We start from the raw sequence: 26,301 nt of genomic DNA, 5'->3' as shown, positions 1-26,301 counted from the left end.
CAGGGGGGATTCGCATTGATGCAAAAAGTACAGCGATTCGGAAGCGCTATGTTTGTGCCGGTTTTGCTATTTGCCTTTGCCGGGATCGTCGTGGGCCTCAGCACATTATTTAAAAATGAGCAGCTGATGGGATCGCTCGCCCGTCAGGACACCTTTTGGTATCAATTCTGGTATATCCTTGAGGAAGGCGGCTGGACTGTCTTCAGGCAAATGCCGCTGTTGTTTGCGGTCGGAATTCCGATCGCACTGGCGAAAAAAGCGCAGGCGCGGGCATGTTTGGAAGCGCTTACTACCTATCTGACCTTCAATTATTTTGTCAGCGCCATTTTGACTGTATGGGGAGATTTTTTCGGTGTTGATATGACACAGGAAGCCGGAGGAACAAGCGGGCTTGCGGAAATCGCCGGGATCAAAACCCTTGATACGAACATTATCGGGGCGATTCTGATTTCATCGATTGTCGTTTATATCCACAACCGCTACTTTGATAAGAAGCTGCCCGATTTTTTAGGAATATTTCAAGGCTCTTCATTCGTCGTTATCATTTCATTTGCGATCATGCTTCCGGTAGCGCTTGCGACCGCGTGGATTTGGCCGATGGTGCAGGGCGGCATTGCGTCGCTGCAAAGCTTCCTTGTCGCCTCAGGAGCATTCGGTGTATGGGTTTACACATTTTTGGAAAGGATTTTGATCCCTACAGGCCTGCATCACTTCATCTACACGCCATTTGTTTTCGGTCCGGCCGTAGTTGAAGGCGGAATTGTCACCTATTGGGCGCAGCATCTCAGCGAGTTCTCGGCAAGCTCTGAGCCGTTAAAAGAGCTCTTTCCTCAAGGCGGATTCGCGCTCCACGGAAACTCTAAAATCTTTGGAATTCTCGGGATCGCGCTCGCAATCTATGTAACAGCCAAAAAAGAAAAGAAGAAAATCGTTGCCGGTCTGCTGATTCCGATCACGCTGACAGCGGTGATTGCGGGGATCACGGAGCCGATCGAATTTACGTTTTTGTTCATTTCGCCGCTGCTGTTTTTCGTGCACAGTCTCTTGGCCGCGACGATGGCAACCTTGATGTATGCTGCAGGGGTGGTCGGAAATATGGGCGGCGGTTTAATCGAGATTTTAACGCTCAACTGGATCCCTCTGTTTCATCAGCATGGCAGCACTTATATTTTTCAAATTTTGATCGGCTTGTCTTTCACCGCCATTTACTTCTTCGTATTCAGGTTCTTGATTGTAAAATTGGATATTGCCACACCGGGGCGTGAAAAAGACCAGCAGCAGGAGACCAAATTTTATTCGAAAAAAGATTACAAGGCGAAAAAAGAGTCCGAAAAAGAGGTTTCTGCGGCGCAGGAAATGGATGAAACCGATCAGGCGGTTCTTTGCATCAAAGCGCTCGGCGGAAAAGAAAATATAGCTGAAGTGACGAATTGTGCGACAAGACTGAGAGTCAGCGTGTATGACGAATCGAAAGTGGAGCCGGACAGTACGTTTAAGTCCTTTGGCGTTCACGGTGTCGTCAGAAACGGAAAAGCCTTGCAAATTATCATCGGTCTTTCGGTTCCGCAAGTCCGTGAAAGGGTTGAGAAGCTGCTGGATCAATCATAATTGTGCCGGGGAAAATAGCATCTCCTGAAACGACAAATGCAAGTTGCGGAGACTTGCATGTACGATTGGGGGGATGCTCTTTTGATGCAGAGACAAGCTAACGCTTCACAGGTTATCCGCATTAGCTCGCTGCATGCCAATTCCCGCTTATTATCTTTTTTTGCAGTTCAGCACGTAAATTTCATTCTTCAGCTGTTCAGATGTTTTAATGACGACTTTTTCGCTGCCATGAAAATCCAATATGCCGTCGTATCTTTCGATGACTTCGTCAATATGTTTGAAGTGGCGGACATGGGCGCGTGAATCATAGTTAGGCACAGAAATCACCATATCGCTTCCTTGAGGAAGACTTGATAAAAACGCTTTGTCTTTCTCTATATGCTCTAACACTTCCAGCAAAACAAAAACATTGTATTTTTGCAGCATCCGGACGATCGTCTCGTCATATACATTCCCTTCGATGAAAGTAAACGAGGGATTATACCTTTTGGCTTCTTCAAGCATTCCTTTGGAAAAATCGATGCCTAAATATTTTCTGTATCCTTTGTCATATAAAAGCTTTGCGAATCTCCCTGTGCCGCAGCCGATATCAACAATCGTTTCATCTTTGGACTCCGGCAATAGACGTGCAGCTTCTTCATACACCTTTTTCCAAGGGCTTTTTTCAAGCGGAATCAGATGTCGGTCAATAAATTGATCATAAAACTCAGCGGGCATTTCCGTTCCCATGTTTTTCACCTCGAAATCTTTTAAATCATCAGTAATAGAAATTATATGTCCGGAAAGAAAATGCGTGCGGGAACAATCCCGCCGGATAAGAAAAGTGGATCCATTCATCACCGTTTCCGCTGCTCCAAAAAATCTATTATCGCGTCTGCTATTTCTTGTGCGCGCGCATGATAGGTATGCCGCGAATGAACGAGACGGTAGCCGTTGTCTGTGATACGCTGCCTTTCTTTTTCCTTTTGAAGATAGTATTTTGCTTTGTCATAAAAGTCTTCAACTTCACAACCAATGAAATGGGTGCCGTCTTTAAAACCAAGATCGTAAATATCTTGATTTGGTTCCGCCAGCAACAGCGTTCTGCAGGCAGGAGCTTCAAAAAATTTTAACAACGGGTAGCGAAGGGTGCTTCCGCACGTGAAAAATATCTTGGCCCTGTTCAGTTCCTGGGCATACTTTTCATTTAAAAAAGCCTGCTTGATTTCTTCTTCATCAGTTATGACATTGCCGGGATGGGGGTGGTGAACAAACCCTTCTTCATGCTTCATGGTCTGCAGTACAGCTTCCCTAAAATGGTACTTTCCTTTTGGAGGGTATCTTTTGTTTCCTTCATGCACGAGCCCCATGAGCAAATAGTCTATCGTTTTTTTTAACTTCCAGTCCTTGAATATTTCTGGATCAACTGCCCATGGGACCCATCTGAATTTTTCTTCGTACTGGGGATATTCATTTAAAAAATGCTCTTTTGTCACTGAAAAAGTTAAATCAATCTGGTTTTCTTCGAAATAACTGCTTCTGATATGTTTATTAAAATGAGAATCGATCACAAACGCGCCGGTGGGGATGTTTGTATCCTTGAGCCCCCTTATGTTTGGGGATAATGAAAAGCCGTAGGCAATGTCGTAGTGGAAAATGAAATCAGGGCGAAATTGGATTTTGTCCAATATATCCGGAAGATAGCCGTCTGTATGCCAGTACATGACTTCGGCAAACTCCTCCAGAGATTTCATCATTTTATACTTTACTTCATGTTTGGGCATGGTCTTCCAAAACGTTTTAATCAGAACCAATATTTTTAAGCATCTCCGCATTTCTTTCTCCTCTCAGGATGTAATCTTTCCCTATTTAATATATGAGGATTAAAAATTGATGTTCAGGCAAGCATGAAAAAGGCGGGAACTGAAAAATATGCGGAATAAAACGGCAAAACAAAAAGGCGATGCACCTGAGATGCACGCCTTTTTTAATGATTTTTCCGTTCATTGGTATCGTCCAGATCGATCCATTCCTGCGACCATTTTTCCATTCCTTTAAGGACCGATTCGAGCGCCTGTCCTTTTTCAGTCAGGGAGTATTCGATCCGCACCGGAGTTTCTGGATACACGTGCCGGTGGATGATGCCCTCGTGTTCGAGTTCTTTTAATCTTTCGGATAACAGCCTTCCGCTGATGGGAAGGGAAGATTCTATATGGCAAAACCGCTGCGGGCCGTTAAGAAGCTGGTGAATGATGAATCCGTTCCAGCGCTGACTTATCATTTTCATTCCTTTTTCAAATTTTGGACATAAAGATGATAGGCTCATATTCCTCACCTCTCTAGGTCTATTATAACGGTATATCAATGAATGAGCAAAGCTCATAAAATGTCTTGACGTAAGTTTGTTATTTATATATACTAACTTACACAAAGTAAGTAACGAACGAAAAAAGGAGGACACTGCAGACTTCTTATACGGATGATATGTTGATAGATGGATAAAGTTGGCGTTCGTCATTGGTTTTTAAAATAAAAAATAAACAAGAGGAGAAAATAATGAACAACAAATACGAATTAGGTGCATTAATTTTACGTTTGGTTACAGGTCTTACATTTTTGCTTCACGGGCTTTCAAAATTTCAAGGCGGGATTGAAAATACTGTAGGATTTTTCAGCAGTGTCGGAATTCCGGGCTTTCTCGCCTATATCGTAGCGATTATCGAATTGGCCGGAGGGGCTTTAATGATTCTCGGGCTCGGTACGCGTGTGATTGGCCTTTTATTTGCGATTGTCATGCTGGGGGCCATTTTCACTGTTAAGCTTTCCGCCGGATTCATGGGAACGGATGGAGGCGCAGGCTATGAATTTGATGTAGCGCTTCTTGCCATGTCTGTATACCTGGGCTTGAGCGGAAGTCGGATGCTATCCCTTGGGGAAGTGATCCTGAAATCAAGGAAAGAAGGAAAAACAGATGACGCAGCAAATTCACCCGGGCACTGAGCTCGGATATGTCAAGCTGAAGGTGAGCCGTCTTGAAAGATCGGTTTCTTTTTACAGGGATGTGATCGGTTTTCAAGTATTAAAACGGGACGGCAAAACGGCGGAGTTCACAGTTGACGGGAAAAATCCGCTTCTGATTATTGAGGAAATTTCAAATGCTGTTGTGCTGCCTGAAAGATCGGCAGCAGGCCTTTATCATTTTGCCATTTTGCTTCCAAATCGAAAGCAGCTCGGCATGGCTGTGAAGCATTTGCTCCGCTCCGGTATTGAACTCGGCCAGGGAGATCACCTTGTCAGCGAGGCGCTTTACTTGTCAGACCCTGATCAAAACGGAATTGAAATCTACCGGGACTGTCCACGCGAGGGATGGAAGCGTGATGAACAGGGGAACTACGTGATGGGTACGGAGCCGGTTGATGTCCAAGGGCTTCTTGAAGAAGCCGATGGTCACGAATGGCAAGGTCTTCCCCCTGAAACAAAAATCGGACACGTTCATTTTCACGTCAGAGATTTGAAGCAGGCGAAAGAATTTTACCACGCTGTGCTGGGATTTGATATCACGGGAGATTATCAGCACATGTCAGCGCTTTTCGTCTCTGCCGGAGGCTACCATCACCATATCGGCTTAAACATCTGGGCCGGACAACATGCGCCATTTGCTCCACGTGATGCGGCAGGCATGGCGTATTACACGGTTCTTCTCCCGAGTCAGGCGGAACTGGACCGAATCGTAAAAAAACTGAAAAGCTCAGGTTATGCCGTTGAGCATCAAGAAAACGCATGGTTTGTTCAAGACCCGGCTTCAGGCATTGATATCAGGTTGACTGCTTGAAAAGGCGAAACTAAGGTGAAACTTTAGTTTCGCCTTTTTTTTATGCCATTCAATCAAAGGACAACAATAGCAAAGAATCAGAATAAACAGACATTAATAACAAAGATTCAGGGGCGGCAGCTGTGCTAACATGAATTTGAAAAATTAACAGGGGTGAAGGTTGATGGCAAAAAGCCTGACTGGCAAGGCGAAACATCCGCCTGTCTGGAATCCGAATATTGACGGCGGACGGTTTTGCAATCCCGTTCTTTTCATGGACTACTCAGATCCGGATGTCGTTCGGAAAGGCAGCGACTTTTTTATGGCGGCCTCGAGTTTTTCCTGTTTTCCCGGAATTCCCGTTTTGCACTCGACAGATTTGGTGAATTGGTCTTTGATCAGCCATGTGTTTGACGAACTCCCCTTCGACGAATACGAGGCCCCTGCTCACGGCAAAGGAGCATGGGCGCCGAGCATTCGGTACCATAACGGGGAATTCCTCGTGTATTTTGCAACGCCTGATGAAGGAATCTTCATGAGCAAAACATCAGATCCGTTTAAAGGATGGGAGCCTCTTATACACGTCAAAAAGACAAAGGGCTGGATTGATCCTTGTCCATTTTGGGATGACGACGGAAATGCTTATTTGATCCACGCCTACGCCAACAGCAGAATCGGAATCAAGAGTAAGCTGAATCTATGCCGAATGAAAAAAGACGGAACGGCATTGAAAGACGATGGCGAGATCGTCTTTGACGGTACGCTGAGCCACCCTACCATTGAAGGGCCGAAACTGTATAAAAAAGACGGCTATTATTATATCTTTGCTCCGGCCGGAGGGGTGAAGACAGGCTGGCAGACGGTTTTGCGTAGCGAGCAGATTTACGGTCCCTATGAAGACAAGGTTGTCCTCCGCCAAGGAAATACAGCGATTAACGGCCCGCACCAGGGAGGCTGGGTTGAGCTTGATTCCGAAGAATCATGGTTTATCCATTTTCAAGATCGCGGAGCATTCGGCAGAGTAGTGCACCTTCAACCTGTCCGCTGGATCGACGGCTGGCCGCTGATGGGCGAAGACATAGACGGCGACGGGATCGGCGAACCGGTTTTGCAATGGGAAAAGCCGAAGACGAACGCCAAAGAAGTGAAACAGCCCTTTGACCATGCCAATGATGATTTTTCTTCAGATCGCCTTGCGCTTCATTGGCAATGGGAAGCGAATCCGCAGCAAGACTGGTACTCTCTCAGCGCCAGTCCCGGCCAGCTTCGCTTGTACAGCCGCGGCATCCCGCATCCGTTCAAACTGAGCCGTCTGCCGAACCTTCTGATGCAGAAATTTTCGGGCCCAAGCTTTACAGCAACGGTCAAATTGTCGCTAAACGCCTTGTCGGACACGATGCTGGCCGGCTTGGCTGTTATGGGAAGGGAATACGCCTATCTCGGCTTTTCGAAATCGGAAAACGGTTATCGGCTTTCTGTATACAAAGGCCGTATGGAAGGTGAACAGGAAGATGTCAAAACAGAAGAGCACGGCGTACAGGCGGAAACGGTCTATTTGCGCATGACTGTTGATGAACAGGCGGTGTGCCGTTTCAGCTACAGCATGGATCAGCGTCATTTCACACAGATTGGTGATTCGTTTCAGGCTGTACCCGGGCTGTGGACAGGTGCCAAGGCAGGTGTATATTGCACTGATACCGAAGGAGCAGACGGACAGGACGGCTGGTGCGATGTTGATTGGTTCAGTGTCGAACCGGCAGGAGGGGAATGTCATGAACGGTGATCACACATATACGAATCCGGTGTTGACCGGTTTTCATCCAGATCCTTCAATTATCAGAGTCGGGGAAGATTATTACATGGTGAACTCAACGTTTCAGTATTTCCCGGCAATCGTTATTTCCCACTCAAAAGATTTAGTCCATTGGAAGATCATCGGCCACGGAATTACGGAGAATGACGGATTGGACCTGTCTGATATCAATGATTCGCACGGCATTTGGGCGCCCGATATCTCGTATCATGACGGAACCTTCTACATTTTCGCGACACACAGGCTGAACGGACCGACCGTCATCAACGGACGAGAGCTGATCCGCAGACAGATTATGATCAAGTCCAGCCGCCCTGAAGGACCTTATTCAAAGCCCGTTTTCATTGATGAAGGCAGCGGCATCGATCCGTCTCACTTCGTTGACGGCGACGGGAAACACTATATGCTGCTCAGTCCTGCCTGCACGCTCTTTCCTTTAAATGACGAGTGCACAGAAGTTTCCGGCGAACCGGTTCAGATTTGGGAAGGGACCGGCAGAAGGGCGCCTGAAGGGCCGCATGTGCTGAAAAAAGACGGGTATTACTACGCGATATTGGCGGAAGGAGGCACCGGATATTCCCACTCGATCACGACAGCCCGCTCGACGCATTTGTACGGTCCTTATGAGCCCTGCCCGTATAATCCGATATTAACGCAGACAGACCCGGATGCTCCGATTCAAAGAGCGGGGCACGGCAAGCTCGTTGAAACCCAGAATGGAGAATGGTGGGCGGTGTATCTATGCGGACGGCCCAATGAGGGAAACTATACAACGGTTGGCAGGGAGACCGCTTTGGATCCCGTCGAATGGAAGGATGACGGCTGGTTTGTCATCAATGGCTTGAACGGCCCTAGCCTGATCCAGCGCGCTCCCAACCTTTCTCAGGTCAAATGGGATGAAAAGAATTTCGACGATTTTGACGATGTTACGCTCGGTCTTGACTGGCAGTTTGTCAGAAATCCCGACCATTCAGGCTGGTCTTTGACCGAAAGACCGGGATATCTCAGGCTGTGGACAGGTGATTGGGATTTACACGACATCCGCGCAAAAAATACGATCGTCAGAAGGGAAAAACACCACCAATACAGCGCCGGCGTGAAACTCGACTTTTCACCTTCGGCGTCCGGCGAGCAAGCGGGGATCGTCTGCTACTACAGCACGAATAATTATTTGAAATGCTGCCTGACCTATGAAGAAGGATTAAAGATCAAGGTCGTGGAAAATCGCTCCGGCTTCCAAAAAACGCTTGGGGAAAAACATGCCGAAGCCGGCCCGCTGTATTTAAAAGCCGTCATCAATAAGCAAAAGAGGGATTTTTACTACAGTTATGAAGGGAAGCATTGGCATCACGCAGGCGGTACTGATGACGCCCGTTTCTTAAGCGATGAGGGTTCGCGTGACGCAAAGGGGCATACGGGAACGATGGTCGGGGTATTCGCCAATAACGGCGGAAGCGGCAGAAAGGCCGCCGCTGATTTTGACTGGTTCCGTTATACCGCATATTAAATGTCTCTGCTTTTTTTCCTGTATTGAAGCGGCGGGATGCCGACGATTTCTTTAAATACTTTATTGAAATGGCTGATATGCTTAAAACCGGTATCCGCGGCGATGTCTAATATTTTCTCGTCTGTATCACGAAGCCGTTTTTTCGCTTCGCGGATCCTGATGTGCCGGATATACTCCTGAAGATGAAAGCCGGTCACTTTTTTAAACACTCTGCTTAAATAGGATGGGCTGATATAAAATTGTCCGGCCAGCCTGTTTAATGTCATCGTTTCTTGAAAGCTGCCGTTGATATATGAAGCGATTTCCGAGATTTTTTCATCCATCGGGTGAAGTGTACGTGTTTGATTGCGTCCGCCGCCCGCAAGGCTCCGGTAAATGGAAAAAAGCAGCTGAAACAGCAGCGCCCTGACGACATCTTCGTGTCCTTCTTTTTTCAGCTTGCACTCCTTCTTCATCTCCATCAGCAGATGTTCGACTGCCGCCTGTTCACGGAGGGAAAATGCGATGAAATTTTGATTTTCCGGGAACGGAAGCAGCCGATAATGGCTGCACTCAAGCAATGGTTCGATGAAATCGTGCGAGAAATTAATCAGGATGCGTTCGAACTCTTGAACTTCTGTGCTTGACGTTCGGTGGAGGTCGTGGGGGTTGATGATGATCATCGAGCCTTTTTCCGCGGTATAGACGCTTTGGTTAATAAAATACGTGCGTTCTCCGCTGAGCAGATAATACAGTTCATAGCCTTCATGAACATGCGGCGCGTTCATCTCGGTAAATCCTTTTCTCTGCATATATTGAATCGAAAAAGAATGCTCGGCTATGAAATATTTAGGATGAAGCATGTCGGGCATTCCTCCTTGAAAACGTTTTCTTATCAAGCGGGAGGGATCATATGAAAAAGTTATGTTGCCTGATCTTGATCTTGGTTTTTTCAGCGGGCTGCACGCAGCAAAAGGCGTCAACAGAAGAGGACGGGGCGCTTGAAATCGATTGGCTCGTACCGCTCCACACGCCGCAGCCTCCGAAGGAGAAGGCGCTTGATATCATTGAAGACAAAACGAATACAAAGCTGAAGCTCATTTGGGTTCCGGATTCAACAAAAGAAGAGCGGATCAATACAACGCTTGCCGGCGGAAGCATGCCTAAAGTGATGACATTGCCTGATCTTGAAGATTCAGCGGTGGTCAGCGCGCTGCGATCGGGAATGTTCTGGGAAATCGGTCCGTATTTAAAAGACTATCCGAATTTAAGAAAGCTTGATAAAACCATTTTAAAAAATATCTCGGTTGATGGCAAAGTTTACGGGATTTATAGAGAAAGGCCGATGGCCAGACAGGGAGTCGTGATTCGGAAAGATTGGCTCGACAATCTCGGCTTGGAAATGCCGGAAACCGTTGATGACCTTTATAAAATAGCAAAAGCGTTCACCGAACAGGACCCCGATCAAAACGGAAAAGACGACACGATCGGTCTTGCCGACCGCAATGACCTCACCTTCGGAGCGTTTAAAACCCTGGCTTCGTACTTTGGCGCACCGAATGAATGGGGGACGGAAGAAGACGGAAATCTGTTTCCTTATTTTAAGCATGAGGCCTATAAAGACACAATGGCATATATGAAAAAGTTTTATGAAGAAGGCCTGATGAACCGGGACTTCGCGGTGACAAGCAAAACGCAGCAGCAGGATTTAGTGATTCAGGGAAAAGCGGGTATCTATATCGGCGCGATGAGCGATGCTATGAACTTGCGTGATCAGGGACTCGCTTTGAATCCCGAATTTCAGCTTGATATCGCAAACCGGATCAAAGGCCCCGACGGCAAGGAGCGCACATGGGCGCTCGGCGGTCATGGCGGGATGTTCGCCATTTCGAAATCAAGCGTCAAGACTGAAGAAGAGGTCAAAAAAATTCTCGCATTTTTTGACAGAATCGCTGAAGAAGACCTCAACAATTTAATGTTGTATGGAATAGAAGGCGTACACTATGAAAAGAAAGGCGACAGCGGCTATTTTCGAAAACAGGAAAACTACCACCTGTGGGAAGCGGAAATTCAGCCGTTAAACCAGCTGATCGGCATCAATAAACAAGCTTTAAAAAGCGCTGAAGATCCGCTGCGCGCCAAAAATGAAAAGCTTGAGGAGGACAACCGGGCAATCGCAGTCCAGAATCCGGCCGAACCGCTGTATTCCGCCGCACAGATGGACAGGGGAACAGAATTGAAGAAAATCATCGATGACGCCACATTCAAATTTATTCTCGGGGAAATCAATGAAAAAAGCTTTGACGAGGCAGTCGTAAAATGGGAGAAGCATGGCGGCGGAACGATCATGAAAGAGCTGAATGAAGATCTGAAAAAGGCAAACTAAACAGAAAAACCCTTTCCGTTTTTTTTCAAAAGGAAAGGGTTTTTAATCATATTTGCTCCAAGTTCGTTTTCTTTAAATTCTGTAAAATAAACAATATAATTCTAGCAAAGGACGAAAAGGAGGAAGCGATATGCAGACTGCCGTTATATATGCACACCCAAATCCAAACAGTTTCAACGGGGCCATTTTAAATCAAGTCATAAAGGCGCTTGAGGACGGTAAGCATTCTTATGATGTCATCGATTTGTACAAAGACCGGTTTGATCCCGTTCTTTTATTTGATGAAAAGAAAAGGCGTTCTGATATGAAGCACGACCCGGAAACCGCCGAATATCGAAGAATTGTCAAAAACGCCGACCATCTGATTTTCATTTATCCGCTTTGGTGGGGCGGGATGCCGGCGATCATGAAAGGATTTATTGACCGCGTTTTTGCCGCCGGAGAAGCTTATACATATCAAGGAAAGCTGCCAAAAGGCCTGCTGAAGGCGCGCGCGGCAACGGTTTACTACACGGCTGACGCTCCGTCGTGGTATTTGCGGTTTTGGCGGCGGGATGCCGACTGGGTGACGGTTAAAGATGTGATGTTGAAGTTTTGCGGCGTACGGCGGGTAAAGCGCCTGCTGTTTGCCGGTGTGAAAGACAGCTCCGAAGGAAAACGAACGCAATGGCTTGACCGTGTCTACCGGTCTATAGCTCCTGCAGATCGGGGGATCAGCGAATGACAAAGGATCTGAAATGGCTGGATTGGGCAAAGGAAATTCAAGCCATCGCCCAGGCGGGGCTAGCCTATACAAAAGATGACTTTGATCGTGAACGTTTTGAGCGGCTTCGCGAGCTGAGCTGCGAAATCATCGCCGATTATGCGGAAGCCGATTTCTCAAAAGTGAAAGAGCTTTTTGCCGGAGAATCGGGCTATCAAACGCCTAAAGTTGATGTGAGAGCCGTGATTTTTAAAGATCATAAGCTCCTCCTTGTCCAGGAAAAAGCAGACGGTAAATGGGCGCTGCCAGGCGGATGGGCAGACATCGGCTTTACGCCGAAAGAAATCGCGGTTAAAGAAACGCTTGAAGAGACAGGTTTGAAGGTCAAGGCGCACAAACTTTTGGCGGTCATGGATAAAATGCGCCACAATCACCCTCCTTCCGCCTTCCACATCTATAAGCTGTTTATTGCCTGTCATATTGTCGGAGGCAAGGCGGAAGCGGGGATGGAAACGCAAAACCTTGGTTTTTTCCCATTGGAGAATCTTCCTGAATTATCTGAAGCAAGGAATACGTATGAACAGATCAAATACCTTTTTGGAAAGCATGAGGAAGTGTATTGCGACTAAGGGAGGAACAGACAATGGATCAGTTGAAATATCCGATCGGCGCATTTTCCAAACCGCTTGAAGCGGACGAAAGGGAACGGAAAAAATGGATCGGGGATCTGAAGCAAGCGCCGCATCTCCTGAGAAGCGCGGTGGCGGGACTAAATGAGGAACAGCTTGATACGCCGTACCGAACCGGAGGCTGGACTGTCCGACAAGTCGTTCACCATCTCGCCGACAGCCATATGAACGGCTATATTCGAAGCAAATTGGCGCTGACAGAGGAGGCGCCTTTGGTCCGCACGTTTGACGAACAGAATTGGGCCGGGCTTACCGATGCCAGAACGCTCGATCCGGATTTGTCGCTGGCGCTTTTGAACACGCTGCATCTGCGCTGGACCGCTCTTTTTGAATCTTTGACAGAGGCGGATTTTGAAAAAGCGTACGTTTATCCTGACACAGGAGAGAAAATGAAGCTGTATCAAGCGCTCGCTCTCTATGTGTGGCACTCACACCATCATATTGCCCATATTACAGAGCTTCGAAAAAGAATGGGTTGGAACTGAAAAAAACGCGCCGCTGCGCGTTTTTTGTTTACCGTTTGTTTTCATAGGGGATTGTTAACACTAACATAACAGCAGAATCGTTGGTTTTTGCTTTTTCTGGCCGGTAAATTAAGGTAAGATATATGAGTTATCACCCCAAATGTGATGGATTTATCCTGTGATTAGAGAGAAGTGGTTTTTCATGAAAAAAAATGCGCTGGCGATTTTAAGGATCGTGATTCCGGCGGCTGTTCTTTTATTTGTCTTTTTTCAAGCGAAAAAAGAACTGGCCGGGCTGTCTTTTAAAGCAACATTTTTGATTATCGATCAAATTAATCGGGTTGACCTGTTTATCCTTGTTTTTCTCGGACTTGCCGCCATTTTGGCGATGACATTATACGATTTTGTTCTGGTTCGCTCCCTCGGAATGAAGGTTTCGAAATGGAAGACGATCAAGGTGTCCTGGATCGCCAACTCGCTTAACAATGTTCTCGGGTTCGGCGGATTGTCCGGTGCAGGATTGAGAACGATTCTTTACAAAGAGCATGTTGATGATGTGAAGAAGCTGATCAGGGGGATCGCATGGCTTGCGTCTTCGATTCTTCTCGGGCTGTCTGTCCTCTGCCTTCTCGTCCTTGCCGGGATTCTGCCTGCCGGAGATCTGTTTACAGAAAAAACGTGGGTGCTGCTGGCTGTTACCGGTACGGCGATAATCGCTCCCGGTGCGGCCGTCATTTTAATGATCAAAAAGAAGAGAAGCGCAGGAGCCAAAAAAGGCATGCGGCTTTCGGTCTTCTTTTCTTATTTGGGTGCATCTGTGATCGAGTGGTTTGCCGCTGCAGCGGTCATGTATTATTCCCTTGTAACGATGGGTGTCGAATTAGACGCGAAAACCGTTCTCGGCGTTTTTACAATTGCATCTGTAGCCGGAATGATCAGTCTCGTTCCCGGCGGATTCGGTTCGTTCGACCTGCTTTTTTTGGTGGGGATGAGCAAGCTTGGAGTTGATCAGGAAATCACTCTGACGGCGATTGTGCTCTACAGGATTGCCTATTCGTTTATCCCTTTTGTGTTCGGCCTTATTTTTGCAGCAGCTGATTTGACTGGGAATACGATGAAGAAGCTCGAAGAAAAGCCGATTATTGCCCCGGCAATAGAAACGACCAATATTCTGTTGATTTTACACAGAGCGCTGTTATTCAGACTGCTGAACGGTTCGCTTTCAGTCATTGCGTTTTGCAGCGGAGCGATTGTGATCGCATCCGTGGCGCTGCCGATTGACAGGATTACATTGATACCGAATATTCCGAAGTACATGCTCGTGTTTTTTAACGGCTTGTCCCTCAGTTTCGGCTTGATTTTGCTGATCCTGCCGCTGGAGCTTTATCGGAGGACAAAGAGATCTTATTATATGACGCTGACCGCTTTGGTGCTTGCCTTTCTGTTCACGCTTTTTAAAGGTTTTAATATTAGCGCGGTCTTCATGATTCCTGTGGTGTTTGTCCTGTTTGTCCTGCTGAGGGGGCAGTTTACAAGGGAGCGGGCTGTCTACACATTCGGGCAAATCGCATGGGGAGCTTTTATCTTTCTCTTTACTTTGCTGAATTACAATATTATCGCTTCAAACATTTGGGAGGCGCTCGGCCATATTCTTGTAAAAGATTATTTTATTCACAGTGAACGCCATGTCGACTTCGCGACGTTTTTTGCGTTATTTTTCGTTCCGCTGTATTTCGTTGTTTTCATCTGGACGTTTAACAGGAAAACGAAAGAGGTCGGTGAAGCTCCTGACCCGGAGAAACTGGAGGCATTCTTAAAAGAAAAAGGCGGAAACGCTTTGAGCCATTTGGGCTTTTTAGGTGACAAGCGGTTTTTTTATTCAAGCGACGGGAATGCGCTGATTCAATTCGCCAAAGTCGGCCAGCGTCTCGTTGTGCTCGGCGACCCGTCCGGCCTGGAAGGCTCGTTTCAGCTCGTGATCAAAGAATTTCTTCATACGGCTGACCAAAAAGGGTATCTTGTCATTTTCTATCAGATCGAACGAGAAGACATGGGGCTCTATCATGATTTCGGATACCGTTTTTTCAAGCTTGGAGAAGAGGCGATTGTCAACCTTGACACCTTTACAATCAGCGGAAAAAAGCGGGCAGGATTAAGGGCGATTCACAACCGCTTTGAACGGGAAAGGTATACATTTCATGTTGAACAGCCTCCGTTTTCGGCAGAATTCCTCAACGAGTTGAGGCAGGTATCTGATGAATGGCTCGGCCGAAAAAAAGAAAAAGGCTTTTCGCTCGGGTTTTTTCATGAAGATTATTTGCAGAAAGCGCCGATTGCCGTTTTAAAAAGCGAAGAAGGCGAGATCGTCGCGTTTATGAATATCATGCCGATGTACCGCGAAGGGGAAATATCCATCGATCTGATGCGCTATTCGAAGAAAGCGCCGAAAGGAATCATGGATGCGCTGTTCATCTATTTATTTCAATGGGGAAAAGAACAGGGCTACACGGCCTTCAATATGGGAATGGCCCCTTTATCGAATGTAGGGATATCGTTTCAGTCTTTCTGGACGGAGCGTTTAGCCGCCGTGATTTTCAACAATGTCAGCTACATGTACAGTTTCAGCGGACTGCGGTCTTTTAAAGAAAAATATAAACCGGTTTGGCGGGGAAAATATTTAGCCTATCGGAAAAACCGATCTCTCCCGGTGACGATGATCCTTGTGACGAGGCTGATCGGAAGGAGAACGAAGTGAGGCCGTTTTTTAAAACGGTCTTTTTTAGATTGCCATTGTAAGAAGCAATGAAAGGCGGTATACTGCAAATGATTGGAAGGAAAGGATCGAACTCGACAAGTGGGGGATCAAAATGAAGCAAATTGAAGTATTAAGATATGACGCATTTTCAAAGACGGCGGGTCTGGGAAACCCGGCGGGCATCGTGCTTGAAGCAGACGGATTGACCGATCGTGAAATGCAGAAGATCGCTGAACAGGCAGGCTATAACGAAACGTCTTTCCTGCTGCCGAGCGAGTCGGCCGACATAAGGATCCGCTACTTTACGCCGGGTCATGAAATGAATCTTTGCGGACATGCGACTGTTGCTTCACTTTATGCGCTTCTGGAAAAAGGCGCGATCGAAGCCGGGGCGGGGCTGAAGGTCGAAACAAAAGCGGGCGTTCTTTCCGTGTATACCGCCTCTGACGGCAATCAGCGGTTTTTGGTGACGTTGGAGCAGGCGCCACCGTGTTTTCAGTCTTTCACAGGAAGCAGAAGCCAACTGGCGGAAGCGCTGGGGATCAGCGAAGCGGACTTTCATGAAGCATTGCCCGTTGTTTACGGCAGCACAGGGATATGGACATTGCTTGTGCCGGTGAGAGATTTGGCCGCAATCCGCAGGATGAAGCCCGTTCAAGCTGAATTCCCCAACATTTTAACCGAGATGCCGCGGGCGTCAGTCCACCCGTTTTGCCTGGAGACGATCCATCGGGATTGCCAGCTTCACGGCAGGCATTTTTCATCGCCTTATTCCGGAACGAGTGAAGATCCTGTCACAGGAACGGCATCAGGAGTGATGGGCGCATATATGAAAACGTACGGAAAGGAATTCTGTGAAGAGGGCCGGACTGATTTTCTGATCGAACAGGGCCAGGAAATGGGGAAAGACGGAAAAGTGAAAATCGAAGTTGCGGAACAAAACGGCATCATGAAAGTGCGTATGACAGGAACCGCTGTATTTGCTGAAAAGCAGAGCTTTGATGTGTAAAACAGACACCGCCTTTTTTAACGAGTGATGATCATTGCAAACGCCAGCGGTAAACATTATAATCAACAATGATAATCATTTTCATTTAAGGGGGCGGCCACATGAACGACACGCTGGAAATTCAAAGTATTCGCGATTGCGTCAGAAATAGAAGAACGATACGAAAGTTTAAACAGGATCCGGTGCCGAAAGAAGTGGTGCTGGAACTTTTGGAAGATGCGGTTTATGCGCCGAACCACAAGCTGACAGAACCGTGGCGGTTCATTTATATCGGGACGGAAAGCGGGAAAAAGAAGCATGCCGACAATTTAAAAGCGGCGTTTAAAGAGCTCAAGCCGAATATGCAGGAAGAACAAATCAATAAGTTCAGGGAGCATATTCTCAGCGTTCCGGCTTTTCTCTTCGTTATTATGAAAGAAGACGAAAACGAACGGGTCAGAAGAGATGATTTTGCAGCCGTCAGCTGTTTGATCCAGAATCTGCAGTTGCTCGCTTGGGAAAAAGGCATCGGCATGGTATGGAAAAGCGGGGAAGTTCTCTCTCATGAAACATTGCACAGGTTAATGGGACTGGAGCGCGATGAGCGGGTAGCAGCTCTCTTGCAGATCGGATATCCTGCGGAAATTCCTGAAGCGAAGCACAGAACCCCGGCCGCACAGCTTTTTACTGAATTAACTTAAAGAATGAGGCCCGGAAATCCCGGGCCTCGATTATTATTTTGACTGCCGCTTTTCCGCGCGCTTATCCGCCGCCTGCATGCGGGCTTGTGCTTCGCGGTCATCCTGATCGGCGAGTTCCGCAGAATATTCTTCGTACACTCCGTCAGCTTCTCTTTTATACTGATCAGGAACTTGAGGGAGCTTTTGCTTGTTTTTGTCACGGTTTTTGTGGATTGCATTTCTGCCCATATGATCACTCCTCATCAATAATCGGCCTGTCAAGCCTTATTGTTCGCTGATCAGGCTCCCGCTATGCATTACGATTTTTCCCTTGCGGCGCGCTCAGCCCTTTTAAATTCGCGCGAATATCTGACTTCCTGCGTCTTATTCAGAGAGGATTTAAAATGCTCCCGTTTTTTCTTGTCAGCCATCTTTTCAAGCCTCCTCAAAACCTCAGTTATTCACAGGCTGTCCGTTTCAACGGCATTTATACAAGTTTTAAGCTTCTTTTAACCGGCGGTTTTCCTCTTCGAATGTTCTCATGCTGTACAGCGTGTACATATCTTTCGGAATTTCATACAGGTGAAATGTATCGCTGCCGGCCCAGTCAAGATCAGTCTTGACGGCATATGGGAGTTTTTCCGCCGCTTTGAGGGAGCGCATATTTGTTTTTCTGATTTTCATAAAAACGGCTTCAATTTGCTTTTCATAAAAAAGCTCGCAAAAAAACGCGTCTTTCGCCCGTTGATTCAAGCCTTTTCCATGATAAGGCTTGCCGAGCCATGTGCCAAGGAAGCCTTTTTGATCTTCGATTTCATACAAGCTGATGCAGCCGACCGGGTTTTCCCATTCATCAAGTATCGTTCGCGATATCAGCTTTCCCCGTTCTTCCTCTTCGATCATGTTTTTGACATGAAACATATACTCTTCAATCGTCTCCGCTTTATTTCTGACAAAAGGGAAGACATCCGGATGAATCATCAGTTCAAAAAGTGCATAGCAGTCGGTCAGTTCCCGTTTCTTCAGCATGGCAGCCCCTCCTTAGTTTGAGGGCGGCTTTTACAGCAGAACGGGACGCGTGAATCCACCCTCGGAATTTTTTAATTTGCGGAAACAGTTGTCCGCGTATCTTGCACATCCATTAAAAAATTCGGGGTGGGAATCGAACCCACTAAAACCAGAGACCTGGTGGCGCACCATTTGCCTTCCCTGTATTGTATGCTGCTAAAAAGATACTTACATTTTACGCAGGTGGGAAAGGAAAAGCTACAAGGCTTTTGCTGGGAAAACAGCTTTTATGTCAAAAGGTGCTGCAGGGCATCTTTCAGTTCGGGATATATGAAATGATAGCCGTTCTGAAGCGCTTTTTTCGGGAGGACGCGCTGTCCTTTCAGCACGAGCATGCTCATTTCTCCGAGGATGCCTTTTATAACAAATTCGGGAACCGGGAGCCAGTGGGGGCGCTTTTCTACTTTCGCGACGGTTTGTCCGAATGTTTCCATCTGAACGGGATTCGGTGCCGTGACATTGACAGGGCCGGACATCTGAGGCTGCTCAATCGCTGATAAAATCATGCCGACGGCGTCTTCGATATGAATCCACGGCACCCATTGCCGTCCTGAGCCGACGCGTCCGCCTGCAAATAATTGATAGGGGAACGCCATTTTTGGGAGCGCCCCTCCGTCTTTTCCAAGCACCATGCCAAAACGCATCCAGACGGTGCGGATGCCAAGCGCTTCGATTGGTTCGGCTGCTTTTTCCCACGAAGCTGTCGTTCTGCTTAAAAAATCCTCAGCTGAGACGGGGGATTCCTCTGTGAATGTCTGTTCAAGACTCGTTCCGTAAATGCCGACTGCGCTCGCCTGAATGAGGGTATTCGGCTTCTTCCGAAGACTTTGTATGATGCGTGCCGACTCCTCCACGGAGAGGAGGCGGCTTGCCGCGATCTCCGCCTTCGTTTTTTCATTCCAAAGGCCGAAAAGCGATTTTCCGGCTAAATTAATCCAAACATCGATATCGGTCAGCTCTGTTTCAGGGCGGGCGCCGTTTTTTTGCCAGAGAACGTAAGAAGTGTTTTTTTGTTCGGTTTCAGCCGGTTTTCTTGTTAAAATATAGACGTGATGTCCCCGGACGGTTAAGGCGTTTGTCAAATGCTTGCCGATAAAACCCGTCCCGCCGGCAATCGCAATCTTCATCATGATTCCTCCCTTTCATGATCATTAACCTTATTGTAAAAGAAGAAAACAAAAGAAGGGAGTTATTTATGCCATATATTACAAAGATTTCTGCCCAGAAAAACAATGAAGAGCGGGTCAATATTTTTCTGGATGAAAAGTATGCGTTCAGCGTCGACCTGGACGTGCTCGTCAAGTTTGACCTGCGAAAAGGCAAAGAGCTTGATGAGCTTGAGATCATTGAGATTCAGTACGGAGACGACGTTAAAAAAGGGTTCAAAAAAGCGCTCGATTATTTGTCATACCGGATGCGCTCGACAAAGGAAGTCAAAGACCATCTCAAGAAAAAAGGCGTCGCAGACTCCGCGATCACAGAAATCCTGCATATGCTCAAAGGTTATAAATATTTGGACGACCGCGAATTTGCAGCTGCATATGTCAGCACCCACAGAAAAACGAGCGGCAAAGGCCCCGATGTCCTATTCAGAGAGCTTAAATTGAAAGGGATCGATGATGAACTGATTCAGGAAGCGCTCAGTTCGTTTTCGTTTTCCGACCAGGTCGAGGCCGCGGTCAAGCATGCGGAAAAAGTACTGAAAAAAGAAAAAAAGCTGTCCTCCAAAGAGACGAAACAGGCCATCGAACAGCACCTTGTCAGAAAGGGGTTCTCCTTCGATGTCATTTCGGCTGCGCTGCAGGAAACGGATTACGAAAACGACGACAGCGCTGAAAGGGAAGCGCTTGAGAAGCAAGGGGAAAAAGCGATGAAGAGGTGCAGTTATGACGGATCATACGAAACGAAAATGAAGGTCAAACAGCATCTGTTCAGAAAAGGCTTTTCAATCGATATGATTGATCAATTTTTAGATGAAAAGGGATGAGAAAATGGAGAAAAGATACAGTGAAATGACTGCACACGAACTGCACCAGGAAATCGCGGGTCTGACCGAAAAGGCAAGAAAAGCGGAACAAATGGGGATTGTGAATGAACTGGCCGTTCACGAACGAAAAATCGCAATGGCGAAAGCTTACCTTCTTGATCCGGCCGATTTTAAAGCCGGCAACGTATACGAAATCGAAGATGGGGGCGATGATTTTCATATCCGCTATTTAAACGGCGTCTTCGCCTGGGGATACCGTCTTTCATCACCTGATCATGAAGAGGCTCTGCCGATTTCTTTATTAAAAGAAAAGGGCTAAGCCAAAAGCTTAAACCCTTTTCGCAAATGTTATCTTGTCCGGATGCGCGTGTTGCGCTGGAGAATGATGAGGTCCTGGGTCTGCTGCGTTTCTCCGTTTACCTGTGCGCGCGCATGCTTTGTGTTTGCCCATGGCTGCGGATAGTTTTGCGTTTTCATCTGGTTAAAATCGTTTGTATACGGTTTGCGATTTGCACACAAAAGAAATCACTCCATCCCAGAAAAGTTTAGCGTTTGCCGGAAGCCCTCATTCTTTCTTGCGGATGAGTATTTGTGCTTCCGTCAGGGCGCTTTGAAGCAAAATCATCTTTGGCCCGGGGCTCGCCTTCAAATTTATTGTTGTTCATGTTCGGAAAGCCTCTTGATTTATTTCGCATCTCTTTTAGGCTCCTCCAATCAAGTCCATAATGTTTGCGTCTTCGGTTCGGAAGACGTAAGGTTAGTATATGAAAAGGACGACGTTTTCAAAAAGAAAGTTTTTTCCTTAGGGAAAGGGGGAAAAGCCAAGTGGAAGAGTACTTTGAAAAGCTGACAAATGCGCTTCTTGAAAAAAATCATATGCTGAGTTACGCACAAGCCAGAACATGGGTTGAACTGCTGTGGGGGGATTTCGAGGCGACATTTGCAAAGGCCGGCCACCCGTACAGAGGAAAAGAGCTGACAGAGCGTGTCGTCAAAGAGTGGATTGAGCACTATGGCAGCAAGTTGCATTTATTTCAAAATGATAAGCCTTCTTACAAGGATCTGTTCTCCGGAGACCGCGGGCTGCTTCATTAAGCATTTCTTTCGAATGCGATTGTCATTGATTCCGGGATTGCCGGTGCTAGCGCCGCATATCAAAAGGAGCCCGGTTGGTGCATGAAGGGCGTGAAGGCAAGGCGAGGCCGGAGCGGGGGCCGTCTGTCCGTTGAAGCGAAGACTGGTGCGGCCGGGTGTTAAAGCTTGCCTGATCCATGACCTTTACATTGTGTCATTCGCCGATTCCCGGGTTGTCGAGAGGAGCCGAAGAGGAACGGGCTCACGGTCCACCTGCAGATAATGGCGGAGGCTTTGCCTGAAGTCATGCAAAAAGCTCTGTCTGCAGCGTCCGGTCTTCCATCATGGAACAGTCGGAGAAATCAGAGCCGGTATTCGCCCGATGACAAAGGACATATTAAGGGAACGGATTTAATTGCGGCGGCGGGCTTTGAGCCCTCCGGTTTGACAATCGGTCCTTACGAGGTTTTCACTGCGGCTTCTTTGGCTTTTGGTGAAGAGCAGGAGTTGAATTTGGAAAAATATGATCCAATGCGAAAAATGTCGTAAAATGGGAAAACCATTAGGCTATCGTGTTTGATTCTAAAGGAATATCATTTTTTTACCACTTGTTCATAGATGTCTGATATAATGACAAAATAATCTTGTAGAAAATAGTACAGCGTGCCCACAGTTTTCCTTTTGTTGTGTGGGAAGCGGCTAGATGCAAGTATCCTGCCAAACGAATGCCGGATGCAATTTTATTATGTCCAAAAGAGGTGCCTTTAAGTGAAGAAAGGATTCGTTTCAATCATTATTCCTTCATACAATGAAGCAAGCAATATTAAATTGATTTATGAATCGTTGAGGAACGAATTTCAATCCATTGATTATGATTATGAAATTTATTACATAAATGATGGAAGCACTGATCAAACATTGGAGGAAATTAAAAAACTAGCCGAAAAAAGCGAGCGTGTGAAATATATTTCGTTTTCACGGAATTTCGGCAAGGAGGCAGCCATCCTTGCCGGTTTTCAGCATGCCCGCGGCGATGCCGTTGTGGTGATGGATGCGGATTTGCAGCACCCGACATACCTCCTGCACGATTTTATTAAAGGGTATGAGGAAGGCTATGATCAAGTGGTCGCCCAGCGCAACAGAAAGGGAGACAACCCTGTGCGCTCCTATTTGTCGTCCCTTTATTACCGTTTTATCAATAATGCGGTGGAAGTCGATTTAAGGGACGGCGTCGGCGATTTTCGTCTTTTAAGCAGAAAAGCCGTCAATGCGATGCTGAAGCTGAGCGAAGGCAACAGGTTCTCAAAAGGGCTGTTTTGCTGGATCGGTTTTGACCAAAAGATTGTTTATTACGAGAACGTCGAAAGGAAAAACGGAAAATCCAAGTGGTCGTTCCGCCACTTGTTGAACTATGGAATCGACGGGGTTGTGTCGTTCAACAACAGACCGCTGAGAATTTGTTTTTACGCCGGTATTTTTATCCTTTTTCTATCGCTTATTTATATCGCGGCGACATTCATCAGCATCTTAAAATACGGTGTGATCGTTCCCGGCTATTTTACGATTATTTCCGCCGTCCTGTTTCTCGGCGGCATCCAGCTTCTCAGCCTCGGAATCATCGGCGAATACATCGGGCGCATTTATTATGAGACGAAAAAGCGGCCTCATTACTTAATACAGGAGGCAAACATCGCTCATGGAGAAACTCATGAAAATCGTGAATCCTGAATTTATTCGCTTTGCCGTCGTCGGCGCAGTGAATACTTTGAATTACTATGCGGTGTATTTGCTGCTGCATGTTTTGCTTCAGTTGAATTATATGGTTTCACATATTGCCGCTTTTTTCGTCAGTCTTGTGATTTCTTTTTTCTTGAACTGCTACTTTACATTTAAAATCAAGCCGACGCTGGCAAAGTTTTTGCAATTTCCGCTGACACAGCTTTTTAATTTGACGGTATCTTCTTTGTTCGTCTATACGTTTGTGAATTTTTTCAAGATGAACAGTGAGGCAGCTCCGCTTGTCTCCATGTTTTTAACCGTTCCTCTGACATTTTTAGTGACAGGGAAGATTTTGAAAAAAGACAGGGGAAGAGTATGAAGAAAACAGTTTTTTTATTTGTGATCGCAAGCGTTGCAGTTTCCTTGGCCGCCCATTCCTTTTTTCTGTATGAATGGGCGCATGACCGCTACATGACTGGGAACGGTGACGGACTTGCACAAATGATCATTTTTAAGTCGTTTCTTTTTGAACAATACAAACAAGGGAACTTCTTTTATTCGTATTCTTTCGGTCTCGGAGGCGGGATCTACAGCCAGCTCGGCTATTATTTCACGACGTCTTTTGTCTTCATCGCTTCATCCGCGGCCGTTTTTCTGATGCAGCTTTTGCATTTGGCCGGGGATGCGGACCCTTTGTTTTGGGCGCAGGCCTCCGTATTCATCAGTGTCATCAAGCTAAGCCTGATTATTTTAGCGGCAGCGTATGCGTTAAACGGCATGGTGAAAAACAAGCTTGCCGCCTTTACAGGTGCGGTCTTATACGGCACGTCGGTCATCTATTTCAGGCACACGGTGTTCTGGGAATTTTTCAGCGACGCCATGCTGTGGCTGCCGCTGCTTGTTGCCGGAGCCGAGAAAGTCATCAGGGAAAAGCGGACAGGACTGTTTATTACGGCTTGTTCTTTAACGCTGATCAATAACTTTTATTTTGCTTATATCAACTTGATTTTCATTGCGATCTATATTATCTTCCGCTGGCTGATCCGGCTTGACCCGGAAAATGAGGCGCCGAGGTGGAAACAATTCAGGATGTTCGCCGCTTCATGTCTGATTTCTTTCGGAATCAGCGCGGTTTCCTTTGTGCCTGCAGTTTACGGATTTTTAAACAATTTACGGCCGCCGTATGAACAGGCTGTCGCTGTATACGATCTGACGGACAACATTCTGTTTTCAAGCCGCATTGTTTTGCTGCCGGCTGTCTTTATGCTGTTCTTGTTCGCGTTTTCGTTCTATAAAAATAAAACGTTCAGGCTGTTTGCCTCAATCAGTGTGCTGCTTGTGCTTCTGCACTACAGCCCGCTTGCGGCAAGCGCGTTCAACGGTTTCTCCGCTCCGCAGAACCGCTTTGAATACCTGCTCGCTTTTACGATCGGGGGAGCGGCGGCCGCAGGAATGACCGAACTGAAAAACATCAGGCGGAAAGAGATGATATGGTCTATCCTGCTTGTCCTTCTGGTTTATATCGCGGTCATTTGGCGGAAAGACTTGGATTTATCACTTATGCAAAATTGGAGCATGATTGTGCTTCTGTTCCTGACAATCGCCATCTTTACGGCGGCGGGGTTTCAATATAAGAAATCGCAGCTTTTTTTGCACGTCTGCATTTTATTATCGTCCGTTCTCGTGGCGAACACGTATCAAAAGTATGTTCTGTCTGAGTCAAGCGGCATTAAAAACGTCACGAAAAGCTATTTGACCAGCAATGAGTACAATGGCGAAGAACAGCGCCGCCTCCTGAACAACATTCGAAAAGACGATAACGGTGACCCCTATACAAGGATCGACTGGATGAACGGCGTGCGCAACAATACTCCGCTGATGCAGGATTTTAACGGCTTCAGCGCCTACTCAAGCATTCTCAATCGCGATCTTCTTCTGTTTTATTGGGAAGACCTGCAAATCGATATGGGAAGGGAAAGCGTCAGCCGCTACGCATCGATGGGCGACCGGGCCAACTTGTACAGCCTGCTGTACGGCAAGTATTACATGACGGAAAAAGAGAATGCCGCCAATGTTCCGTACGGGTTTATCAAAACGGATCAATCAGAGCACTACGCGGTCTATAAAAACAAATACACCATGCCGTTTATCCGGACCGCGCGAACAGTGTTTACGGAAAAAGATTTAGCGGATGCGCCTGTTTTGGCGCGGGAGCATGCGATGCTTGAAGGAATCGTGCTTGAGAATGGCGATGATGGAAAAGTGCAGCCGCCGGACGTTTCTGATTTGATGAAGCAGACGAAGCTGAAAACCGAAGGGGCGAGCTATCATAATGGCGTCCTCGACGTCACGGCCGAAAATGGCGGGATCGATCTCATTCCCGAAGGCGGGCTTCCGAAAGAAGGCGACTATTATGTCGGATTTTATTTAAAAAGCCTTGCAAAAGACCAATTCTTCAACTTGCGGGTCAATGATTATGTAACATCAAGAAAATCGAACGAGTCGATTTACAAAACAGGTGTTTACGATTTAACGATCAGGGTTCCGAAAACAGATAAAATATCAATCAGGCTGCCAAAAGGGAAATATCAATTGGACCATTTGAGCCTGCACCAGGAAGACTATCAATTGCTGAAAAAAGCGGCCGCCCAAAAAGCCCCGGCCGCCGACTTGGACTGGCGGAACAATCAAGTGTCCATCAGCTTTGACAATCAAAATGGAGACCGCTACATGGTCCTGCCGGTTCCGTACGAAAAAGGCTGGGAAGTCACTGTAAACGGAAAACCGCAAACCGTCCATAAGGCAAATTACGCGTTTATCGGATTTTCCATAGAAAAAGGGAAGAACGACATCCGGCTCGTTTATTACCCGCCGTACTTCAAAGCTGCCTTGGCCGTGACAGTCATCAGCCTCATCATCGGAATCTGGTACGGCAGAAGGAGAAAAAAGCTTGGCTCTTAAACAGAGCCAAGCTTCAGCGTGTCGAGAAACCCTCGCATTCGTTGTCAGGCCTGCGCGTCGGTGCTCACGAATTACAACATTCGCTCCGCTCCGATGCTCGGCCTTCCTAGACTGCAAGGGTTTTCAATCA

General features: G+C 46.9%; 29 protein-coding genes. 19 read left to right on the top strand and 10 right to left on the bottom strand.

The features are described from left to right. Positions 1–15: 15 nt before the first annotated feature. A complete protein-coding gene (locus tag ACVC9U_RS15125) occupies positions 16–1,608 on the top strand; it encodes an alpha-glucoside-specific PTS transporter subunit IIBC (RefSeq protein ID WP_441391242.1) in 1,593 nt (530 codons plus the stop codon). A gap of 150 nt (positions 1,609–1,758) precedes the next feature. Here the strand turns inward: ACVC9U_RS15125 and ACVC9U_RS15120 are convergent, their stop codons facing one another. The 3 genes from ACVC9U_RS15120 to ACVC9U_RS15110 form a co-directional block, all read right to left on the bottom strand. Then, positions 1,759–2,337: a class I SAM-dependent methyltransferase gene (locus tag ACVC9U_RS15120; RefSeq protein WP_075755196.1), complete on the bottom strand. Its 579-nt coding sequence runs from the start codon at positions 2,335–2,337 to the stop codon at positions 1,759–1,761. A 107-nt stretch (positions 2,338–2,444) separates the two neighbouring features. Next, positions 2,445–3,422 carry a glycosyltransferase family protein gene (locus ACVC9U_RS15115; protein WP_441391241.1) on the bottom strand — a complete coding sequence of 326 codons (978 nt, stop codon included), beginning with the start codon at positions 3,420–3,422 and terminating at the stop codon, positions 2,445–2,447. Positions 3,423–3,574: 152 nt separating this feature from the next. Next, complete coding sequence (locus tag ACVC9U_RS15110; protein ID WP_075755165.1) at positions 3,575–3,913, bottom strand: winged helix-turn-helix transcriptional regulator; 339 nt, start codon at positions 3,911–3,913, stop codon at positions 3,575–3,577. 230 nt (positions 3,914–4,143) lie between these two features. Here ACVC9U_RS15110 and ACVC9U_RS15105 point away from each other — a divergent pair, with 230 nt between their 5' ends. From ACVC9U_RS15105 to ACVC9U_RS15090, 4 genes are all read left to right on the top strand, one after another. After that, positions 4,144–4,587, top strand: coding sequence for a DoxX family protein (locus ACVC9U_RS15105; RefSeq protein ID WP_075755167.1), 444 nt, complete (start codon positions 4,144–4,146; stop codon positions 4,585–4,587). Further along, positions 4,559–5,419 carry a VOC family protein gene (locus ACVC9U_RS15100; RefSeq protein WP_441391240.1) on the top strand — a complete coding sequence of 287 codons (861 nt, stop codon included), beginning with the start codon at positions 4,559–4,561 and terminating at the stop codon, positions 5,417–5,419. The genes ACVC9U_RS15105 and ACVC9U_RS15100 overlap by 29 nt, the downstream gene beginning before the upstream one ends. A gap of 163 nt (positions 5,420–5,582) precedes the next feature. After that, positions 5,583–7,181, top strand: coding sequence for a glycoside hydrolase family 43 protein (locus ACVC9U_RS15095; protein WP_441391239.1), 1,599 nt, complete (start codon positions 5,583–5,585; stop codon positions 7,179–7,181). Beyond that, the gene (locus ACVC9U_RS15090) at positions 7,171–8,718 is read left to right on the top strand and encodes a glycoside hydrolase family 43 protein (protein ID WP_075755173.1); all 1,548 of its coding nucleotides are present in this window, start codon (positions 7,171–7,173) and stop codon (positions 8,716–8,718) included. Before ACVC9U_RS15095 ends, ACVC9U_RS15090 begins: the two co-directional genes overlap by 11 nt. On the opposite strand, the gene ACVC9U_RS15085 is transcribed toward ACVC9U_RS15090, so the two are convergent. Next, on the bottom strand, positions 8,715–9,560 hold the full coding sequence (locus tag ACVC9U_RS15085; protein ID WP_075755175.1) for a helix-turn-helix transcriptional regulator: 846 nt from the start codon (positions 9,558–9,560) through the stop codon (positions 8,715–8,717). The two genes, ACVC9U_RS15090 and ACVC9U_RS15085, sit on opposite strands and share 4 nt — an antisense overlap. A gap of 50 nt (positions 9,561–9,610) precedes the next feature. Here ACVC9U_RS15085 and ACVC9U_RS15080 point away from each other — a divergent pair, with 50 nt between their 5' ends. From ACVC9U_RS15080 to ACVC9U_RS15050, 7 genes are all read left to right on the top strand, one after another. Next, a complete protein-coding gene (locus tag ACVC9U_RS15080; protein ID WP_441391238.1) occupies positions 9,611–11,083 on the top strand; it encodes an extracellular solute-binding protein in 1,473 nt (490 codons plus the stop codon). Between the two features lie 130 nt (positions 11,084–11,213). Continuing rightward, on the top strand, positions 11,214–11,807 hold the full coding sequence (locus ACVC9U_RS15075) for an NAD(P)H-dependent oxidoreductase (protein WP_441391237.1): 594 nt from the start codon (positions 11,214–11,216) through the stop codon (positions 11,805–11,807). Then, positions 11,804–12,415, top strand: coding sequence for an NUDIX hydrolase (locus tag ACVC9U_RS15070; RefSeq protein WP_441391236.1), 612 nt, complete (start codon positions 11,804–11,806; stop codon positions 12,413–12,415). Before ACVC9U_RS15075 ends, ACVC9U_RS15070 begins: the two co-directional genes overlap by 4 nt. Positions 12,416–12,429: 14 nt before the next feature. Next, positions 12,430–12,960 carry a YfiT family bacillithiol transferase gene (locus ACVC9U_RS15065; protein WP_441391235.1) on the top strand — a complete coding sequence of 177 codons (531 nt, stop codon included), beginning with the start codon at positions 12,430–12,432 and terminating at the stop codon, positions 12,958–12,960. Between the two features lie 181 nt (positions 12,961–13,141). Continuing rightward, complete coding sequence (gene mprF, locus ACVC9U_RS15060) at positions 13,142–15,694, top strand: bifunctional lysylphosphatidylglycerol flippase/synthetase MprF (protein WP_441391234.1); 2,553 nt, start codon at positions 13,142–13,144, stop codon at positions 15,692–15,694. A 112-nt stretch (positions 15,695–15,806) separates the two neighbouring features. Further along, positions 15,807–16,703 carry a PhzF family phenazine biosynthesis isomerase gene (locus tag ACVC9U_RS15055; protein WP_441391233.1) on the top strand — a complete coding sequence of 299 codons (897 nt, stop codon included), beginning with the start codon at positions 15,807–15,809 and terminating at the stop codon, positions 16,701–16,703. Positions 16,704–16,804: 101 nt separating this feature from the next. Then, on the top strand, positions 16,805–17,383 hold the full coding sequence (locus ACVC9U_RS15050) for a nitroreductase family protein (RefSeq protein WP_252607367.1): 579 nt from the start codon (positions 16,805–16,807) through the stop codon (positions 17,381–17,383). 33 nt (positions 17,384–17,416) lie between these two features. Here the strand turns inward: ACVC9U_RS15050 and ACVC9U_RS15045 are convergent, their stop codons facing one another. The 4 genes from ACVC9U_RS15045 to ACVC9U_RS15030 all read right to left on the bottom strand — a co-directional run bounded on the left by ACVC9U_RS15045 (position 17,417) and on the right by ACVC9U_RS15030 (position 19,557). Next, positions 17,417–17,611: a YfhD family protein gene (locus tag ACVC9U_RS15045; protein WP_020450618.1), complete on the bottom strand. Its 195-nt coding sequence runs from the start codon at positions 17,609–17,611 to the stop codon at positions 17,417–17,419. A gap of 68 nt (positions 17,612–17,679) precedes the next feature. Continuing rightward, entirely contained in the window at positions 17,680–17,793 is a 114-nt protein-coding gene (locus tag ACVC9U_RS15040) for a YfhE family protein (RefSeq protein ID WP_023856002.1), read from the bottom strand. A gap of 67 nt (positions 17,794–17,860) precedes the next feature. Further along, positions 17,861–18,391, bottom strand: a complete 531-nt coding sequence (locus ACVC9U_RS15035) for a GNAT family N-acetyltransferase (RefSeq protein WP_441391232.1) — start codon at positions 18,389–18,391, stop codon at positions 17,861–17,863. Positions 18,392–18,657: 266 nt separating this feature from the next. Next, positions 18,658–19,557, bottom strand: a complete 900-nt coding sequence (locus ACVC9U_RS15030) for a TIGR01777 family oxidoreductase (RefSeq protein WP_441391231.1) — start codon at positions 19,555–19,557, stop codon at positions 18,658–18,660. A gap of 68 nt (positions 19,558–19,625) precedes the next feature. Between ACVC9U_RS15030 and recX the strand changes: the two genes are divergently transcribed. Both recX and ACVC9U_RS15020 read left to right on the top strand, forming a co-directional pair. Beyond that, positions 19,626–20,417: a recombination regulator RecX gene (recX, locus tag ACVC9U_RS15025; RefSeq protein WP_145652972.1), complete on the top strand. Its 792-nt coding sequence runs from the start codon at positions 19,626–19,628 to the stop codon at positions 20,415–20,417. A 4-nt stretch (positions 20,418–20,421) separates the two neighbouring features. Next, positions 20,422–20,736: a YfhH family protein gene (locus tag ACVC9U_RS15020; RefSeq protein WP_003179919.1), complete on the top strand. Its 315-nt coding sequence runs from the start codon at positions 20,422–20,424 to the stop codon at positions 20,734–20,736. 29 nt (positions 20,737–20,765) lie between these two features. On the opposite strand, the gene ACVC9U_RS15015 is transcribed toward ACVC9U_RS15020, so the two are convergent. Together ACVC9U_RS15015 and ACVC9U_RS15010 are read right to left on the bottom strand one after the other, a co-directional pair. Next, positions 20,766–20,936, bottom strand: coding sequence for a YpzG family protein (locus ACVC9U_RS15015; RefSeq protein ID WP_003179922.1), 171 nt, complete (start codon positions 20,934–20,936; stop codon positions 20,766–20,768). 26 nt (positions 20,937–20,962) lie between these two features. Next, a complete protein-coding gene (locus tag ACVC9U_RS15010) occupies positions 20,963–21,112 on the bottom strand; it encodes a small, acid-soluble spore protein K (RefSeq protein ID WP_003179924.1) in 150 nt (49 codons plus the stop codon). Between the two features lie 130 nt (positions 21,113–21,242). On the opposite strand from ACVC9U_RS15010, the gene ACVC9U_RS15005 reads away from it, so the two are divergent. The 5 genes from ACVC9U_RS15005 to ACVC9U_RS14985 all read left to right on the top strand — a co-directional run bounded on the left by ACVC9U_RS15005 (position 21,243) and on the right by ACVC9U_RS14985 (position 26,171). Further along, positions 21,243–21,512 (top strand): YfhJ family protein, encoded by a 270-nt coding sequence (locus ACVC9U_RS15005; RefSeq protein WP_145652976.1) that lies wholly within the window; start codon positions 21,243–21,245, stop codon positions 21,510–21,512. Positions 21,513–21,797: 285 nt separating this feature from the next. After that, the gene (locus ACVC9U_RS15000; RefSeq protein WP_441391230.1) at positions 21,798–22,040 is read left to right on the top strand and encodes a hypothetical protein; all 243 of its coding nucleotides are present in this window, start codon (positions 21,798–21,800) and stop codon (positions 22,038–22,040) included. A 219-nt stretch (positions 22,041–22,259) separates the two neighbouring features. After that, on the top strand, positions 22,260–23,219 hold the full coding sequence (locus ACVC9U_RS14995) for a glycosyltransferase family 2 protein (RefSeq protein WP_441391229.1): 960 nt from the start codon (positions 22,260–22,262) through the stop codon (positions 23,217–23,219). After that, positions 23,188–23,589, top strand: coding sequence for a GtrA family protein (locus tag ACVC9U_RS14990; protein ID WP_065644619.1), 402 nt, complete (start codon positions 23,188–23,190; stop codon positions 23,587–23,589). The genes ACVC9U_RS14995 and ACVC9U_RS14990 overlap by 32 nt, the downstream gene beginning before the upstream one ends. Further along, the gene (locus tag ACVC9U_RS14985) at positions 23,586–26,171 is read left to right on the top strand and encodes a YfhO family protein (RefSeq protein ID WP_441391228.1); all 2,586 of its coding nucleotides are present in this window, start codon (positions 23,586–23,588) and stop codon (positions 26,169–26,171) included. Before ACVC9U_RS14990 ends, ACVC9U_RS14985 begins: the two co-directional genes overlap by 4 nt. Positions 26,172–26,301: the final 130 nt, after the last annotated feature.

This window comes from Bacillus sp. GM2, from assembly GCF_056155945.1.
Note: the sequence above shows the minus strand (reverse complement) of the source record. Positions and strands in the feature narration are given on the sequence as shown.